The sequence below is a fragment of the Bradyrhizobium sp. Pa8 genome (genome assembly GCF_052588265.1).
The window spans coordinates 5,592,439-5,607,131 of sequence record NZ_CP176767.1 but is presented as its reverse complement, the minus strand read 5'-3'; the positions used below and the strand labels follow the sequence as shown (position 1 = coordinate 5,607,131).

Below are 14,693 nucleotides of genomic sequence, written 5' to 3'. Positions count from 1 at the left end.
GTTGAGTCTTAGGAAGTGTACTCATAATTCCAGCACGAGATCCAACCCGCGCTAGGGTGCGTGACATGGCGAGGATATCAAAGAAAAGCACTCTTCCAACCGGCCAGGAACGGATGAAGCGTAGACCGCCAACCGACCTCAGTTTGCGGCCGCACAAGATCGAGTTCGACCCGAAGCAGGCTTATTCGGCCGAGCAATTAGCCGAAATTGGCGCAATCGCTTTGAGAACAAATCAAATTGAGGCGCATATCGATTTCATTGGCTCCCACATCCTGTTCTCTACAACACCGTTCTGGCTTCAAATCGCAACCGACAATGCTCTGGGCCTGAAGGCAAAACTTGCTTTGCTGCGCGAGTGTTATGAGCGCTCGACGTTGCTGGATGACAAAGCCAAAAACTGCATCAAAGATTGTTTCGACGAAGTTTTGCAATGTCGCAATTACCGAAATGCCGTCATCCATCACCACATTTACGACCATTCACAGGGCATCGGCGCGTACGTCGATCATGCGAAAGAGAGCCATCAGATTTTGGTCTCGCTCGACGCCCTGACCACGCTCTACAAGATCATGTGTTCGTTGTTGGACGAGGTGCGGGAAGTCGATATGTTGTTCCGCCTGATGACCGATGCGCAGCGGCCGGGGAAGTGGGATGAGAAGGCGGGCGTGATTAAGCCATTCGACGACGATTATTTGAAGGCGAACATCATCCCCCACCATGTCGAGCGGCTCATGAAGCTACAGCGGGAGCGCAAAGAGCTTCATAAGTTGCCGCACTTCCCCGACGCCGATTTGATTAAATCCTTCAATGAGCGGGAAGGGGGAGTCGGCGAGTAGTCGCCATGCCGAAGATATTTCAATCTCCGCGCGGCCAAACAGGGATCGAACCTTGGACCTCTCCCGTGTGAAGGCTGCGGGCTATTTTTATTCGCTAGTTCAACCAACGGCTTACAAGGAACTTGCAGTTGCGTGCACGGATTTACACGGCTGCGCCTTGCTCGACTCAGGAGCGATCCCTACTTTCCAACATTAGACGAAGCGTGGGTAGGGTCGCGGAGTCTATATATAGCTCGAAATCCCTATCGCCGCTGGTCAACCGCTTGGTGTTCGTCACCGAAGGTTTCCCCTTCTGGTTTGGGATGATCTCTATCGCCCAAGCCGCATCAAGCAACGAGAAAGGGGGGCACATGACTGTGCTGCTCACTCTCGAAGCCAGCAGGCCCGGCGGTACGTCCTACCGTCTTGGCTTTGGGTGCTCGTTACCCGTGGCTTGGATTGTGGCCGTGCTATCGCGGCTGTTCTGACGAGAGGGGCACCACGGGAAACCGGGTGCCCTTTGTCGTCCAACTGCCTTGGAATCGAGGTGCGCTACTGTGATACAAATTGGGATCAGTTTGGGATACAGAGCGCTTCTCTCGGGCTAAATTCTTCAATAAAATCAAATAGTATTGCGGCAAAATGGTTCCCTCCGAGCGCACCAAGGCATGTAACCAATTGAAATCTAAGTGTTGTTTCCGGGTGGCTTGAAAGCCGCCCTTTTGCGGCGCGAATTGCGCCAATAAGCCCCCTGGAAGTTGATGCAGACGCCGGACACGGGATACCAGGTGGCACGCCGCGCTCGTGCGGTAGAGTCTCCGCTGGCGACGCTGTAACGCCGTCAATTGGAGCTCAGAAGACTTCGAGCATAGTCGCTCCGCAGCGACTCCCAAACCTCGATATCGCGATCGCGTGCGAGCAGTGCGGGAAGTGCCTCATGCCAGGCGTCTCGATAGGGTCGCTTGATCTGAACGTTCACGACCTCGTCATGGCTCTCCCAGGTCTCGTAGAGCATGAAGCGATTTTCGGACGCCGGATCGCGATGCAGGACCGCTTGATGAAACGTCGGCTCGTTTCTCATCGCGTCGAGCACCGCCCCGAGCAGCCGCAGAAAATTCGTGCGCTGCTCGGGCACGACGTTAAACTTGATGACATAGGTGACCGGCACGGTGCTTCTCCTCGGCATGTGTTCGGGCGTGATTGCCGGCGACGGACCAGCGTTTGCACGGCGGTCGTCCCTTAGGCTGGAAAGAACTGGTAGTCGGCGACGATTTTTCCGCTGTCGTCCACGACGAGGAATTCGAGCCCGCGGGCCAGAACGGAATCTCCGCTGGCTGGAAGCATTTCCCAGTGAAAGACCACGGTGTCGTGCACCCGGCGTGTATCGCCGGCCGCTCGAAACCGGTTGCCATTGTTCCTGACGTTCTTCTCATGGGATTCGCGCACCCGTCGCTCGAGGGCTTCCCGGCCTTCGACCTTGCGGTCGCCGACATAGTGCCGCCCCTCGGGGCCCCACAGTTCCGCGATCCGGCTCTTGCGCCGCTCCGTATCGGTCTCGTTCCAGACGGCGACGTAACGGTCGGCCAGACTGCTTGGGCTTTCCATGATGATCTCCTCGACATGATTGGTCCTGCCTCAGCGCCATGGCTCGGACCTTCGCCAGGCCCGGGAAAGGGTGCTTCACGCGACCGCGCTCGGTCGATAACCTCGCAGGTCAAAAACACGCCGACGTGCGGCGCGAATATGACCTCGGAGGTCATGGTGTGGCGGACGCGGCGCTTGGTAGGATGTCGCATGTCCGGCCGCGCAGTTGAATTCGGCGTATTGCTACGGAGGTGGCGGGGCAGCAGGGGGCTGTCGCAGACGGCGCTTGCGCTGGCCGCAAACAGCTCGACCCGGCATCTGTCATATCTGGAGACGGGTCGTTCGCGTCCGAGCAGGGAGATGGTCCACCGCCTGGCTGAGCAGTTGAACCTGCCGTTGCGGGATCAAAACGTGCTTCTGCTCGCCGCAGGCTTTTCGCCCGCCTTCGCCGAGAGGTCTCTCGAAGAGATGTCATCCGCCAAATCCGCGATGGAGCAGGTCCTCCGGGTCCACCTTCCTTATCCGGCGTATGTGCTGGACCGACACTGGAACGTCGTCCTGTCGAACGCGGCGCTGCCGCAGCTTTACGAGGGGTGTTCTCCGGAACTGCTTCGCAGTCCGGTCAACGCCGTGCGCCTCATCCTGCATCCCGATGGCATGGGACCGCGTATCGAGAATTTCGTCGAGTGGCGCGCCCACACCGTCACGGTGCTGAAGCAGCAGATCGAGGCGAGGGCGGATCCCGTCATCCAGGCTCTTTTGACCGAAGTATCGTCCTACCCGGCTCCCAAGGGGAGCGTGGCGCTCGCATCGCGAGATGGTCCTCAGCGATATGTTTCGCCACTTCGTGTTCAAACCCGTCTCGGCGGAGTCTCGTTCCTGAACACCACGACCGTTTTCGGTGCACCCGCAGATGTCACGCTGTCGGAGCTTGCTCTCGAAATGCTGTTTCCGGCCGACGAGGCCACGATCGCCATTGTGAACGACATGGTCGAGGAGACCAGATTGTCGGTTGCGAGCAATCCGCTCACCTCCAGGGCTGGTTGACCTGTCTGGTCGGGCTCCACGTGTGTCGTCGAGGGGCAGAGGCGGCACGCGTTCTCCGAGCAGACAATTTGACTTGCGAGATCATCGACTCTCTCCACTGCTCGGCGCACCCTGGCGCAGCAGCGAGGGGCTCGCCGCGAACGATGCAGGGGGCAGCTCGAGGGAGAACAGAATGAACAGGCGTAATCTTCTGATGGCATCAACGATGGCCGCGCTTGGCGCGCGGCTTTCGTCAGGCGCGGTCGCAGCCGAGCGAGCAAGCGATGGGAGAGACAAGATGGTCGGCGTCAACGACATCGTCGTGCGGTATCTGGCGGCGTGGAACGAGCGGGACGCGAAGCGACGGCGCGATCTCGTCGCCGCGACATGGACCGAGGACGGCACCTATGTCGACAGAGTTCGTGATGGGCGCGGGCACGACTCCATCGACGGCATGATCGCGAAGGCCCAGGGGCAGTTTCCTGGCTATCGGCTCAATCTCGCGAGCGGTATTGAAGCCCATCATGACCATGTCCGCTTCTCCTGGGTCGCGGGCGCCACTGCGGATGCACCGCTCTACATCAAAGGCACCGACTTCGCCTTCATTGCCGACGACGGCCGCTTCAAGTCTGTCGTCGGCTTTGTCGACGCCGCTCCGGCGCCCGCGGCGCGATAGGCCGGGATGCAGCGAACGCTGGGATACTCATTGGTGAGGAACAGTAAGGTCGAATTGCACTTGCGGTGTTGCCGATGGCAATTCGAACTGAACATCAAGCAGGTTGCTCTTCACCGCGGCAACGACACCAGTAGCCAGACGCCGGCGCTCGCACACGCGATGCCGGCGGCGCGCGCGATCCATCGTCCGATCGGCGTAAGTTTCTCCAACAGGACGAGCAGGGCCAAAAGCGCAATCCAGAGCACGTTCATCACCCCGCCTACGAACAAAAGCGCCATCAAGACCCAGCAGCAGCCGACACAATAGCCTCCGTGCCGGAGCCCCAGCAGCAGGCAGCCTCGCAGGTCGTCGCGAAAGCCGCCGTGGCGCATCAGGAACAGAAATGGCGACTGGCATTGGGCGAGACAGACGTCCTTGAGCGGTGTCCATTGATAGGCTCCCGCCGCGATCAGCAACATTGCACTGAGCAGATTGCTGGCGATCGTCATCCGGGAATCCAGCAGGACTGCCCGCTCGATCGCCCATTGGAGTAGGGTTGCCGCCAGCGAAAAGCCGCCCCAGGCGAGGAGATAACCGGCCGCAAACCAGCCGGTCGCAGCGAACGGCTTGCCCTGCGCTTTCCCCTGTCGACCCACGCGGGCGTACATGAGGATCATGGGCGCGGCCGAGGGTGCCATCATTCCGACCATCATCACCACCCACATCAGCAACACATACGCGAACTCGATCGCTCGCCATGGCTCGCTCGCCGGCAACATGATTCCGATCCCGGCCGGGATCATGCGGAACCCGGTCATGTCCATGCCGCCCATGTCCATGTCCCTGGCGAGCCAGAGCACATAGCCCCATGCCAGCGCGACAATGATCCCGATCGCGCCGCCGACGATCCAGCGATCGCGCCGCAGCACGGTTTCCAGGGGGCCGTCGGTCATTTGCGATAAGTGTTGCCGGCCTTCTCGCAAGGCCGGGTCAGGAGTTGCATCACGCCTGGTTCGACCAGCGGATCGGCGCATAGAGGCCGTTCTTGCCGGAATTGTCCCAGCGCATGCCATGATCACTGAACGTATTACCGGCGGCGCCGACTGCCATCACCATCCTGTCAGGGCTGACTGGATGGCCGATGTTGGCCCACATTTCCCCGCTCGGATGCATGGTCGGCAACGGGTCGACGGACATGTGCAGAATATCAGGGATTTCCGCGGACCGCGTCTTGCCCTCGATTCGGAATGTGATCGGGACCTTGCGAACCCCCAGGTTCTTGCTGATTAGCGGTGTGAACGCGGCCATCGGACCACCGGCGGCGCCGGTGAAGATCGCAGCTAGAGCCTCGGTCTGCTCATCGTTGGCGCGCTGGTCGATATAGGCGGCCACCGACCAATCTCCGTCTGCCATGATCCCCGGCGCGTGGAGGATAACCAGGACATTGAGTCCATCGAGCTCGATGTTGCCATAGCGGCCGCTCTCGACGTGGAAGATCAGCGGTACGTTACAGAAGCCCTCGGTCGGTCGCGAAGTCAGCGGGGGAGCCGCCGACACGAGGCAGGGACACACGATGCTGCAACTGCAATTCTCGAAGTAGTCGCCGGAAAGGTGCCATGGGACATCCGCCATCGCTATCTCCCGCTAGGCCGAACCCGTTAGATTACTTTCGAAGGAGCTACGTGGAGTTGAAAGTTACGCCGCGTGGCGAAGTCCCGCAAGCTATTGTGAGGCTCGGTCAATCTACCGGAAACAGCACCTATCAGCTGGAGATCCACCCAAACTCTTTGCCCATTTCCGCAAGCCATTGAAACTTCAATAAATGCGACCGCCCTCCGAACGCGCCACCTTCAGCCTCACCGTTGTTTTGGTTGGCTTTCGGCGACCGCTTCGGGCGGCGCGCTTTGGCCTGAGCGGTCATCCGCATGCCCGGCGCACACGGTGACCGGCGGGAATATGCTGTCGTAGATCGCACGCGCCTCACGGATGAGGCGCTGCCGCTCGAGCTCGGATTTCGGAACAAATTGAACGACGTTGGTCATTCGCGTTCCGCGGCTTCGTCAGCGCGGCGCCAGACCGGGAAGGGGTCTGCGAGCTTCGCCCATTCCGTGACGTTCATCGCCGGCTTTCCCGGGACGAGGCAGGCATCCAGACGGGCACGGAGCGAACCTTCATCCATACTGGTGCCGATGAACACGATTTCCTGGCGGCGATCGCCGTAGATGTCGTTCCAGTTCGCGCGCAGCTGCTTCCGCCAGGACGGATCATCCGGCCATCTTTCCCTGGGTACGCTTGCCCACCAGAAGCCAAGCGCCTGTGTGCGCGTGATCGTGCCAGCCTGGCTGATCTCGCCAAGCCATTGCGGGCGCGTTGCAAGCCAGAAATGTCCCTTGGCGCGAATGACGCCGGGCCAGGGCTCCCTGACGAACTTGTCGAACTTTTCGGGATCGAACGGCCGGCGCGCGCGATAGACGAAGTTCGTCACGCCGTATTCTTCGGTCTCCGGCACGTGATCGGCAAAGCCGTAGAGCTCCTTGAACCAGAGCGGATGCTGCTGCGCCCGCTCGAAGTCGAACCGGCCGGTGTCGAGAATGCGATCGAAGGCGACCCGGCTGTGGTTGGCTTCGATCAGGTCCGCTTCCGGGTTGAGCGCGCGGACGATTTTCCGGGCTGCCTCGCGTTGTGCGGGCGACGCGTCATCGACCTTGTTGAGAACGATGACGTCGGCAAATTCGATCTGCTCGACGAGGAGATCGACAAGCGTCCGCTTGTCGTTCGCCAGTGCTTCGCCGCGCTGATCGAGAAAATCCGTCGACGAATAATCCCCGAGCAGGTTCACGGCGTCGACCACGGTGACCATGGTGTCGAGACGCGCCACATCGGAGAGGCTTTCGCCGTCCTCGGAACGGAAATCGAAGGTCGCCGCAACCGGCAGCGGTTCGGAGATGCCGGTGGATTCGATCAAGAGATAATCGAAGCGGCCACTGTCTGCGAGGGCGCGCACCTCCTTCAGGAGGTCGTCGCGCAGCGTGCAGCAGATGCAGCCGTTCGTCATCTCGACGAGCTTCTCGTCAGTCCGGGACAGGTTCGCACCGCCATCGCGAACCAGATCCGCATCGATGTTCACCTCGCTCATGTCGTTGACGATCACAGCCACCTTCAGGCCGTGCCGGTTGTTCAGGACGTGGTTCAGCAAAGTGGTCTTTCCAGCCCCGAGGAAGCCGGACAAGACGGTGACGGGGAGTTTTTGCATGGAGATCGAAGAGCCTTTTCAGGGGGATAGTGCGGTGACGCTTGGGGAGGGGCATTGGGATCAGATATGTAATGTTATAACATTACATTCGTTGGCGGCGCAGTCGTCAAGTTGTTTCGCGGCTCAGCTGAAATTCACGCGAACATTGAGGTGGATGATCGTTGTGGCGATTGGCTGCCGCTCAGCTCCAGGCAGCAGCGCGCTCGAAGGACCCGTGCGGGCCTCTCAGCCATATTCGTCGCCGATCCCGTATTCCCGGTAGATCTCGAGCGGATCCGTGTCCGGAAACAGGCGGCATTTGGCCTGGGCGAGATGCAGGCTCACCGCCGACGGCTCCTTGCCGTTCGCCAGCATCTTGCGGATGTCGTCCATATGCGCGCTCGGCTGGTGTTTTGGTTCGAGCTGCTCCAGCGCGACGAGCGCGGTCGCCAGGGCCTCGGTCAGCACCCAGTCGTCGTGGCCCGTGATTCCCTTCTTCGGCATCGGCAGACCCCACATGCGGTGGCTGCGCCAATGTACTGTAGCTTCCGGCGAATCTCCATCGCGCAGCTGGCAACCTCGCGTTTACGTGGAACACGCAGGCCCCGGTACTCTCGCTTGCATTATGAACGCGCGTGGCTAAAAGGCGGCCGGCGATCGTATCTTTGTCGAAATAAAGATGGCGTAGACGGGTCGCACCGCTCAGGGCTGGAGCCAGCATGGTCTTTCTTAGCTTCGTCTACCGCTTCGTGACGAACTTCGCCTTCATGGCGATGGTCTATTTCAGCCTGAATTTCATGGAGAAATACCAGAACCGGGCGATCCTCGCGATCCTGGTGCTGGTCTATGCCGGCATGCGCGCGGCCTCGACGCTGCGTGCGTTCTATTTCTTCCAGAAGATCGAGAAGCTCGAGGCGGAGACCAGGCGCCTGCAGGCTCCGATCAATGACGGTTCGGGCGCAACGAACGCGCGCAAGCAGGTCGTGGCCGACGTTGCCCGGCTGCGTCGCGACGGCGAGCTCAAGTCCTATATGGACCTGTTCTTCCTGGCGCTGATCGTGCTGCTCTGCGTCGCCAACATCATGCGGCAGTAGAGCTTACTGCGCGCGCTTCTTCAGGCTGGCGACGCGGGTCGGATGCGTCACGGCACTCTTCGGTGCCGCGCCCTTGGGGGCCGTGCTCTTGGCCGTGCTCTTGGGGACAATGCTCTTGGGGGCCGTGCCCGTAGCCTGCGCGGTATGCTTCGCTCCGGCCGGCGCCGCGTGTACGGTCCGATGTCCGCGCGACTTGCCGGCCTTGCCCTTGGTTGTACGGGGCGTCTCGGCCGCCATCGCCAGCCGCGTCGCGGCGCGCCGCGACAAGGTCGTCGACAGCAGGACCTCGACCGAGCCCTCCGGGATGGCAAAGAGATCGCGATCGGGCACGGGCAGGGTCGCCGCGACATTCGCCAGCGCCATGGTCTTGCGCGGCAGCAGCGGCTGATGCTCGGTCTGCGCGTTGAGGTCGGCAAGCGAGGGCGCCGGCAGCGTCTCGGTCTGCGCGAACACGAAGTTCGGCACGGAAGGCCAGCGTGCGATCGGCACGGTCTCGGTCGGCGGATGCAGCAGCCATTCCACCGGCGTGGTCGCCGTCGCCGGCCGGTCGGCCGTCGCGGGCACCACATGCACGATGCGATAGCCACGCGCCTTGAGGTCGCGGATAATCTTCGGCAGCGCCGCCACCGTACGGGCCTGGATATCGTGCAACAGCAGGATGCCCTTGCCCTTGGCCTCCAGCCGCTGGATCGCGAGCTGATAGACGCGGTCGGACGACACATGGCGCCAGTCGTCGGCGGGGAAGTCGGCGCTCCAGACCTGGATGCCGCGCGAGATCAGGAGGTTTTCCACGCCTTCGGCGCGCATCAGGCCGGGAATGCGGAAGAACGGCGCGAGCTTGGACGGATCGGTCATCGCGGCCGAGGTCCACTCGATCCCGCCGTTGATCTGCGCCTCGGCCTTGTCGAGCGGCATCCGGTCGAACGTCAGCGGATGGTTCATGCTGTGCGTGCCGACAGTGTGGCCTGCGGCAATCAGCTTGCGCACGCCTTCCGGGTTCGCCTTGGCCTGCTCGCCGATGATGAAGAAGGTCGCCTTGATGCACTCGTCGTCGAGCATCTTGAGGATCTGGTTCGAATATTTCGGCAGCGGACCGTCGTCGAAGGTCAGGACGACTTCATGGTCTTTCAGCGGCAGCGTTTCGCGGTACTGCATGGTGCCGATGCGCGGATGCTCGCGCGGATCGACCACGAGGGTGCGGGAGGTCCCGAGCGCGTCCGGATGGCCGGGACAGTCCGCGGCAAGGGCCGCCGGTGAACCGACGACCAACAGCCCCAGATAGAGGACGATCCACGATCGCGTCCGAACAACAACGCTACTTCCGATCATGAACCTCGTCTGCCTCCTTGCGCGACTGCCGCCTTAATTGGTCGGAGACGCCGAGAAACGGTTCAGGCGCAATACCTTCTGCATCTTTGCATGCCGTAGCATGAACAGACTGTTAATAGGGCCCAAATCACCCCATTTTGCGCCGCCGTGACATTACGGCATCAATGCGCTTCGGCGCTCTTCTGTGACGTGCCCGCTGACACGACGTGAACGACGCGATAGCCGTTGTCCCTGAGGTACCGCAGGAAGGCCGGCATGATCGCGGCCGTGCGTGCCTTGGGGTCGTGGAAGAGGATGATGCCCTTGCCGGCGGCGGCGAGGCGCTCGGTGACGAGCTTCAATTCCTGCTCCGGCGTCATCTCGTTCCAGTCGCTGGCCCAGAGGTCGGCCCCGAACACGACGATGCCGCGCGACTGGAGCAGGTCGAGCTGCGCTGGCGTCCCCTCGAAATAGGGGAAGCGGAAGAACGGCGTCGAGGGCGTCGTCGTCGACAGGCCTTTGAGCGCCGTCTCGTCGGCGGCGATGCCGCGGTCGATCTCGCTCTTCGCCTTCTCGAACGGGATCCGCGCCATGAACGGGTGCGACCAGGTGTGGTGGCCGATGGTGTGGCCCTCGCGCGCAATGCGCTTGACCATGTCAGGATGTTCGGAGGCGTGCAGGCCGATCAGGAAGAAGGTCGCGCGCACGCATTCCTGCGCCAGCGCCGCCAGCACCTTCGACGTCGTCGGCGGATGCGGGCCATCGTCGAAGGTCAGCACGACCTCGTGATCGGCGAGCGGCAGCGTCTGCGGAAAGCTCTTCAGGCCGACGCGCGGCGTGGTCTTGGCGTCGACGCTCAGAACGCGCGAGGTGCCGAGCGCGTCCTTGCGCGGGCAATCCGCGGCCTCCGAAGCGGCGATGCCGGCGAGCCCCGCGAAGACCGCGCCCACCGAGATCGACATCCATTTCAGCCGAAGCATCTTTGCCATTGCGCTCGCAGTTCGCTTGTGGGTATTGCCTGACCGTCAGCTCAGACCACTCGTTCCAACCTGTCAAACGGCGAGGCGCGCCATGGATGAACATATGGACGGTGCCCCATCCGCCGAGGCCTCGGTACTCGACCACGTTCCGATGCGCAATGAAGACGGCGAAATTCGTCACGAATTCGTCGAGGAGATTGCCCATGCGATCGAGGCCGGCGACAGCGCCGCGCTGCGCGCCTGCGTCGCCGAGCTGCACGAGGCCGATCTCGGCGATCTGATCGGAGCTCTCGCGCCCGACCACCGCGTTCGCCTGGTCGAGCTGACCGGGCGCGACTTCGACTTCTCGGCACTGAACGAACTCGACGAGGGCGTGCGCGAGGAGATCCTCGAGGAGCTGCCGCCGGAGACCGTTGCGGAAGGCGTCCGCGAGCTCGAATCCGACGACGCGGTCGAGCTGCTGGAAACCCTCGACGAGGCGGAGCAGGAGGAGATCCTCGAGAAGCTGCCGTTGCAGGAGCGCGTCGCGCTCGAGCGCAGCCTGCTATATCCCGAAAATTCCGCCGGCCGCCGGATGCAGACCGAGTTCATCGCGGTGCCGCAGGATTTCACCGTCGGCCAGGCGATCGACTACATGCGCGAGACGCCGGATCTGCCCGACCGCTTCTACGAGATCTACGTCGTGGACAAGGACCAGCACTGGCAGGGTGCGGTCTCGCTCGACGTCCTGCTCCGCGCCCGCCGTCCGGTGGCGCTTGCCGAGCTGACCGACGAGGATCGCCGCCGCGTCTCCGTCCTTGAGGACCAGGAGGAGGTGGCGCGCATGTTCGGCAAGTACAATCTCGTCGCGGCACCGGTGCTCGATACCCAGGATCGCCTGGTCGGCGTCATCACCGTCGACGACGTCGTGGACGTGATCGAGGAGGAGGCGGACGAAGACCTCAAGGCGCTCGGCGGCGTCAACAGCGACGAAGAACTCTCCGACACCGTGTTCACCATTGCGCGGGCGCGGTTCAACTGGCTGCTGGTCAATCTCGCCACCGCCTTTCTTGCATCCTCGGTGCTCGGCCTGTTCGAGGGGCAGCTGGAGAAGATGGTCGCTCTCGCCGTGCTCGCGCCGATCGTCGCGAGCCAGGGCGGCAATGCCGCGACCCAGACCATGACGGTCGCGGTGCGCGCGCTTGCGACGCGCGAGCTCGGCTCCTCCAACGCCTGGCGGGTGGTGATGCGCGAAGGCCTGGTCGGGCTCGTCAACGGCCTTGCCTTCGCCTTGATCACGGGCATCGCGGCGGTGGCCTGGTTCAAGATCCCGGGCCTCGGCATCGTCATCGGGCTTGCGATCGTCTGCAACCTCGTCGCGGGCGCGCTCGGCGGCATCCTGATCCCGATGGCGCTCGAACGTGTCAGGGCCGATCCGGCGGTCGCGTCAGGCACGTTCGTCACGACGGTGACCGATGTGGTCGGCTTCTTCTCCTTCCTCGGCATCGCGACGCTGTGGTTCGGCTTGAGGTAGGGGCGACGGGCAACCATCTTTAATCCGAACTTAAGCGACCTGCCGCATCATCGCCCGTGCTTGGGGGAATGGACATGCGGTTGCGGCTGAAGGCGGACGGACGGGTCGTCGAGTTGCGGGATGGGCAGGAGCTTCCGGTCCAGTCGTTTCCAATCCAGCCGTTGCCGGTCGAGCCGGCGGCCAATGCCGCCCCTGGCGATGATGCCAGCTCGCTTGCGGTGCGCGCTCTGCGCCGCCGCGCCTGCCTCACCCAGATGGAGTTCGCCGCCAAGCTCGGCGTTCCCGTCGAGACTATCCGCAACTGGGAGCAGGGCAAGCGCGCCCCGCGAGGACCCGCCCGCGCGCTGCTCGCCGTGATCGCGCATGCGCCGGACACCGTGTTCCAGGCGCTCGCCAAAGCCTGACGTCAAGGCCACGCGCGAACCTCCCGTTAGCATTGCCCTGAATATCCGGTCCGGCGCCGGCGTCGTCCGTTGGCAGTGTCACGGGCCGGGTCCATAATGGCGCCCGGATGATGTTTTGAGGCGATCGCAACAGAGAGGATTCCTCATGCTGTTCGTCGAGGCCAATGGCGCAAGGATACCGGCGATCGGGCTCGGGACCTGGGAGCTGAGCGGGCGCGCTTGCGGCCGCGTGGTCGAGCAGGCGCTCCGGCTCGGCTATCGCCACATCGACACTGCGCAGGTCTACGATAATGAGCGCGAGGTCGGTGACGGCCTGCGCGGCTCCGGCGTGCGCCGCGACGACATCTTCCTCACGACAAAGGTCTGGACCAACCATTTCGCGCCTCATGATCTCGAACGCTCGGTCAAGGAGAGCCTCGCCCGGATGCGACTCTCCTCCGTCGATCTCCTGCTGTTGCACTGGCCCAATTCGCACGTGCCGCTGGAGGAGACGCTGGGTGCGCTGTCGCATGCCAAGCGCATGGGCCTGACCCGCCACATCGGCGTTTCCAATTTCACCGTGGCGCTGATCGAGCAGGCGGTGGCGCTCTCGCCGGAGCCGCTCGTCTGCAACCAGGTCGAATATCATCCTTATCTCGACCAGACGAAGGTGAGGGCCACCTGCGACCAGCATGGCCTCGCGCTGGTCGCCTACAGCCCGATCGCCAGGGGCCGCGTCAAGGCCGACCAGACACTCGCTGGGCTCGGCCGCGCGCATCGCAAGACGCCGGCACAAATCTGCCTGCGCTGGCTGGTGCAACAGAATGTCGCCGCGATCCCGCGCACCTCGCGCGTCGAACGTCTGTCGGAAAACATCGATATTTTCGATTTCGAGCTCTCGGACGACGAGATGGCCCAGATCACCGCGCTGGCAAATCCCAAGGGCCGCCTGACCGATTTCGGCTTCGCGCCAAAATGGGATTGAGAGGGGGCTGCTGTATGCTAGGACCGGCGTGGCAACCCAAGATCGATCGATGGAACTGCGGAAGATCATACGGACGGACATTGCAGCGTCGGCGGTCGCGCACCTGACGCTGGTAGCGCTGATCATCCTGATCAGCGAAGTCCATCCGTTTCACGCCGCGGCGCCCGAGACTGTTTCGGTGGACATCGTCACGCCGGAGCAGGTGAAGCAGGAGGAGGAGAAGGCTCAGGAGCAAGCGAAGGAGAAGCCGCCGGAGCCGCTGCCGGACCTGAAACTGCCGAAGCTGGATTTCACCGACAAGGACAAGGCGGAAGCCGCGCCGAAGCCTGAGACCAATCAGCAGGCCGCGGCGCCGTCGCCGTCACCGCAGGCCTCGCCTGAACCGCAGCAGAAACAGCCGCAGCCGCAACCCTCACAGGCACCGAAGCAGCGGGAGGCCAATGTGCAGCCGCAGCCTAAACAGCCGCAGCCGTCGCAACAACCGCCTCCGCAACCGCAGCAACAACCGCCGCCTCAGGCGATGCCGCAGCCGCCGTCGCAACAGCCGCCGCCACAAGCGATGCAGCAGCCACAGGCAGCGCCGCCGGCGTATCAGGCGCCGGAGCCTGACGTGACGGTCAAGTACGGCGTCATGCTGGGCCTGCCGCCGGAATTGCCGCCGGAGCTGCCGAAAGACGCGCCCAAGGACGATGGCGGCGATGCCAAGGATTCAATCGCAGCGAAGCTGCCACCCGAGGTCATCGCCGCGCTGCGTCGCCACCTGAAGAGCTGCGCCAAGCTGCCGGCCGGGGTCGACCCGACCGACAACGTCAACATCAAGCTGCGCACGGTGTTCGCCACCGACGGCACGCTGGCGCGCCCGCCGATCCTGATCGAAGCTCCGCCATCCGCGAAGGGCGTGGCCATCGTGAAGTCCGCGACAGCAGCGCTCCAGGCCTGCCAGCCCTACAAGATGCTGCCGGCCGACAAGTACGGCGAATGGAAGATCTTGGACCTGCCGTTCTCGCCGCGGGATTTCGGCGGAGGGTAGGCGGCTCGCTCCACTCTGTCCACCCTGCGAGCTAAGGCCTCCCGGTTCGGGGCTTCAGCCATGCCATGATCACGGCCTGCGGCGTTCT

At 62.9% G+C, this 14,693-nt stretch carries 17 protein-coding genes; 8 read left to right on the top strand and 9 right to left on the bottom strand.

The window, feature by feature from the left end; all coding sequences use genetic code 11:
- The first annotated feature begins 65 nt into the window (after nt 1–65).
- The gene (locus tag ACKWRH_RS26285; protein ID WP_445215877.1) at nt 66–836 is read left to right on the top strand and encodes a hypothetical protein; all 771 of its coding nucleotides are present in this window, start codon (nt 66–68) and stop codon (nt 834–836) included.
- A gap of 820 nt (nt 837–1,656) precedes the next feature.
- Here the strand turns inward: ACKWRH_RS26285 and ACKWRH_RS26280 are convergent.
- Both ACKWRH_RS26280 and ACKWRH_RS26275 read right to left on the bottom strand, forming a co-directional pair.
- Entirely contained in the window at nt 1,657–1,983 is a 327-nt protein-coding gene (locus tag ACKWRH_RS26280) for a putative quinol monooxygenase (protein ID WP_445215876.1), read from the bottom strand.
- 71 nt (nt 1,984–2,054) lie between these two features.
- On the bottom strand, nt 2,055–2,420 hold the full coding sequence (locus ACKWRH_RS26275; RefSeq protein WP_445215875.1) for a nuclear transport factor 2 family protein: 366 nt from the start codon (nt 2,418–2,420) through the stop codon (nt 2,055–2,057).
- Nucleotides 2,421–2,558: 138 nt separating this feature from the next.
- Between ACKWRH_RS26275 and ACKWRH_RS26270 the strand changes: the two genes are divergently transcribed.
- Together ACKWRH_RS26270 and ACKWRH_RS26265 are read left to right on the top strand one after the other, a co-directional pair.
- Nucleotides 2,559–3,446 carry a helix-turn-helix domain-containing protein gene (locus tag ACKWRH_RS26270; protein WP_445215874.1) on the top strand — a complete coding sequence of 296 codons (888 nt, stop codon included), beginning with the start codon at nt 2,559–2,561 and terminating at the stop codon, nt 3,444–3,446.
- 277 nt (nt 3,447–3,723) lie between these two features.
- Nucleotides 3,724–4,101 (top strand): nuclear transport factor 2 family protein, encoded by a 378-nt coding sequence (locus ACKWRH_RS26265; RefSeq protein ID WP_028150516.1) that lies wholly within the window; start codon nt 3,724–3,726, stop codon nt 4,099–4,101.
- Nucleotides 4,102–4,211: 110 nt separating this feature from the next.
- Here ACKWRH_RS26265 and ACKWRH_RS26260 read toward each other — a convergent pair whose 3' ends face one another.
- From ACKWRH_RS26260 to ACKWRH_RS26240, 5 genes are all read right to left on the bottom strand, one after another.
- A complete protein-coding gene (locus ACKWRH_RS26260) occupies nt 4,212–5,033 on the bottom strand; it encodes a DUF2182 domain-containing protein (protein ID WP_445215873.1) in 822 nt (273 codons plus the stop codon).
- 49 nt (nt 5,034–5,082) lie between these two features.
- A complete protein-coding gene (locus ACKWRH_RS26255; protein ID WP_445215872.1) occupies nt 5,083–5,712 on the bottom strand; it encodes a DUF1326 domain-containing protein in 630 nt (209 codons plus the stop codon).
- A gap of 224 nt (nt 5,713–5,936) precedes the next feature.
- Nucleotides 5,937–6,122, bottom strand: a complete 186-nt coding sequence (locus ACKWRH_RS26250; protein WP_445215871.1) for a hypothetical protein — start codon at nt 6,120–6,122, stop codon at nt 5,937–5,939.
- The gene (zigA, locus tag ACKWRH_RS26245) at nt 6,119–7,333 is read right to left on the bottom strand and encodes a zinc metallochaperone GTPase ZigA (protein WP_445215870.1); all 1,215 of its coding nucleotides are present in this window, start codon (nt 7,331–7,333) and stop codon (nt 6,119–6,121) included. Before zigA ends, ACKWRH_RS26250 begins: the two co-directional genes overlap by 4 nt.
- 225 nt (nt 7,334–7,558) lie before the next feature.
- Entirely contained in the window at nt 7,559–7,816 is a 258-nt protein-coding gene (locus ACKWRH_RS26240; RefSeq protein WP_174770120.1) for a hypothetical protein, read from the bottom strand.
- A gap of 215 nt (nt 7,817–8,031) precedes the next feature.
- On the opposite strand from ACKWRH_RS26240, the gene ACKWRH_RS26235 reads away from it, so the two are divergent.
- Entirely contained in the window at nt 8,032–8,406 is a 375-nt protein-coding gene (locus ACKWRH_RS26235; protein WP_445215869.1) for a hypothetical protein, read from the top strand.
- 3 nt (nt 8,407–8,409) lie between these two features.
- Here ACKWRH_RS26235 and ACKWRH_RS26230 read toward each other — a convergent pair whose 3' ends face one another.
- A complete protein-coding gene (locus ACKWRH_RS26230) occupies nt 8,410–9,735 on the bottom strand; it encodes a polysaccharide deacetylase family protein (protein WP_445215868.1) in 1,326 nt (441 codons plus the stop codon).
- A gap of 161 nt (nt 9,736–9,896) precedes the next feature.
- Complete coding sequence (locus tag ACKWRH_RS26225; RefSeq protein WP_445215867.1) at nt 9,897–10,703, bottom strand: polysaccharide deacetylase family protein; 807 nt, start codon at nt 10,701–10,703, stop codon at nt 9,897–9,899.
- Between the two features lie 82 nt (nt 10,704–10,785).
- Here ACKWRH_RS26225 and mgtE point away from each other — a divergent pair, with 82 nt between their 5' ends.
- The 4 genes from mgtE to ACKWRH_RS26205 all read left to right on the top strand — a co-directional run bounded on the left by mgtE (nt 10,786) and on the right by ACKWRH_RS26205 (nt 14,605).
- Nucleotides 10,786–12,207, top strand: a complete 1,422-nt coding sequence (gene mgtE / locus ACKWRH_RS26220; RefSeq protein ID WP_039147656.1) for a magnesium transporter — start codon at nt 10,786–10,788, stop codon at nt 12,205–12,207.
- A 68-nt stretch (nt 12,208–12,275) separates the two neighbouring features.
- Nucleotides 12,276–12,611, top strand: a complete 336-nt coding sequence (locus tag ACKWRH_RS26215) for a helix-turn-helix domain-containing protein (RefSeq protein WP_445215866.1) — start codon at nt 12,276–12,278, stop codon at nt 12,609–12,611.
- 145 nt (nt 12,612–12,756) lie between these two features.
- Nucleotides 12,757–13,575 (top strand): aldo/keto reductase, encoded by an 819-nt coding sequence (locus ACKWRH_RS26210; RefSeq protein ID WP_445215865.1) that lies wholly within the window; start codon nt 12,757–12,759, stop codon nt 13,573–13,575.
- 49 nt (nt 13,576–13,624) lie between these two features.
- Complete coding sequence (locus ACKWRH_RS26205; protein ID WP_445215864.1) at nt 13,625–14,605, top strand: hypothetical protein; 981 nt, start codon at nt 13,625–13,627, stop codon at nt 14,603–14,605.
- The last annotated feature ends 88 nt before the right edge of the window (nt 14,606–14,693 follow it).